At 32.3% G+C, this 1,726-nt stretch carries 1 protein-coding gene; it reads left to right on the forward strand.

The window, feature by feature from the left end; genetic code table 11:
- The first annotated feature begins 315 nt into the window (after window positions 1-315).
- Complete coding sequence (locus tag J5V48_RS09655) at window positions 316-1,713, forward strand: IS4 family transposase (RefSeq protein WP_219938421.1); 1,398 nt, start codon at window positions 316-318, stop codon at window positions 1,711-1,713.
- Window positions 1,714-1,726: the final 13 nt, after the last annotated feature.

A 1,726-nucleotide genomic window follows, 5' to 3' on the forward strand; every position in this document is an offset into this window, starting at 1 on the left:
ATCATACCTAAGATCTTTAGATAAAAGTATCAGAAGATCTTTTTAAAACATAAGTAGAAAATCATTAATTGATTTTCAATGTTTACAGAATTTACTTTCAGTAAGCATAAGTTCTTTAACAATTTGGTATACAAGCCCCATAAATGAGGTATTTAGATATCTCTTTTTGGGGATTTTGGACTCTGTTTTTCCAGAAATTTGGACTTTTGTAACTTTTGTATAAAATGCTGATTTTTAAGGGATTTGATAATAAAAATGGGATTGTTTGTGATATAATAAATGTGTGTAAAATCAATTAGATAACAAACAAATCCCATGCAAAAATTATCACTTATTATTGAACCAAAGTCAACATTTCAAGCAACTTCTCTTACATCAGTTTTATCTAAAGACCACATTTCTGATTTAGCTAGAACTAATGGAGCTATTGTAAGAGAAAGACTTTTCTCTTTATCAGACTATCTGTTAAATGCAGCTAATTTAATGTGCTCATCAACCAAAAAATCTGAGTTCACCTTATGCTCTTTACATGACAGCTATAACAGACTCAATCCTGAAAAATCTATGAGTCATAAGTGTATTCATAAGCAGTTGCAGAATGAAAAGACACTTGATGTCATGAAAAGTCTTTTATCTGAGATTATGACATTACCTTCTGCTAGCTCATTTATAAAGAAAATCAAGAAAGCTTTGCCTGAAAACCTTAGCAAACTTCTTAAGCAGTTAAAGGTTAATGACATTATTTTGATTGATGGAACTGAAATTGATTTATCATATTCCTGTGCTAATAACTTCTACTGTAAGGGTAAAGGAAGACCTCATTTAGATGGAACTACAGCAAGACCAGGACTTAAGCTTCATATCGCTTTCTCTATGGTTAAGCAGACCTTTGAGTATTTTGAAATCACTGAAGCTGTTGGCTCTGAGAGAGCCTGTGTCTATCCAGAGAAATTCAAAAATACTCTTATTATTGCTGACAGAGGTTACATTGATGAAGAGCTTGAACAGAGAATTGCTGACTCTGGTAATTTCTTCCTTATTAGGGGAAGAAATAACACAACAGGAATAATCAATTCTGCTTATTCAGACTCAGGGGAAGAGCTTTCTAATCTCATTGATAAAACTATTAAAGATTTGCCTTTAACCACCAATGCTGATTTAACCATTAAAACAACGAAAGGTAATAACCTTAGGGTTGTGATAAGACATCATAACAAAGATGAAGAATCTGAAACTCGCTCTGTTCTTAGAACAAACATTCCTAAAGACAGATTATGTGCAAGACAGATTTATTTGCTTTATCGAATTCGTTGGTCTATTGAATTATTCAATAAGGCAAATAAACAAAGCTCCTGTCTTCAGAGTATTAACTCTGCTAACAAGAACATCATCCTTTTGTTTATTCTCCTTTCGCTAATGGTTTCATTTATCAAAACCTATTTAGGTCATAAAGCCAGAATCAACAATAAAATAGAATGGTTATCAATGCTAAAGCTTCATAATCTAAATTTCGGTTTTAACAAGCTATTCCAATCCTTACAAAACAAAGGATTATCTACTGTATATCAAATTGTTAAAGAACTTCTCGATGACATAGCTCTGTACTGTAAAAGGTCAAAGCCATCTAATCGAGACAGTGTATTATTTAAAGATCTACCTATGTTATTGTGGCAGATCGTTAACACTAACAGACCTCATGCTAAATCGGCTTAAGGTCCTAGGTATG

The sequence above is a fragment of the Succinivibrio faecicola genome (genome assembly GCF_019448115.1).
Classification (GTDB): Bacteria; Pseudomonadota; Gammaproteobacteria; order Enterobacterales; family Succinivibrionaceae; genus Succinivibrio; species Succinivibrio faecicola.

Bases quoted from the DNA above. Each gene is read 5' to 3' on its own strand.
- J5V48_RS09655 (WP_219938421.1), top strand. From the start codon at position 316: ATGCAAAAATTATCACTTATTATTGAACCAAAGTCAACATTTCAAGCA.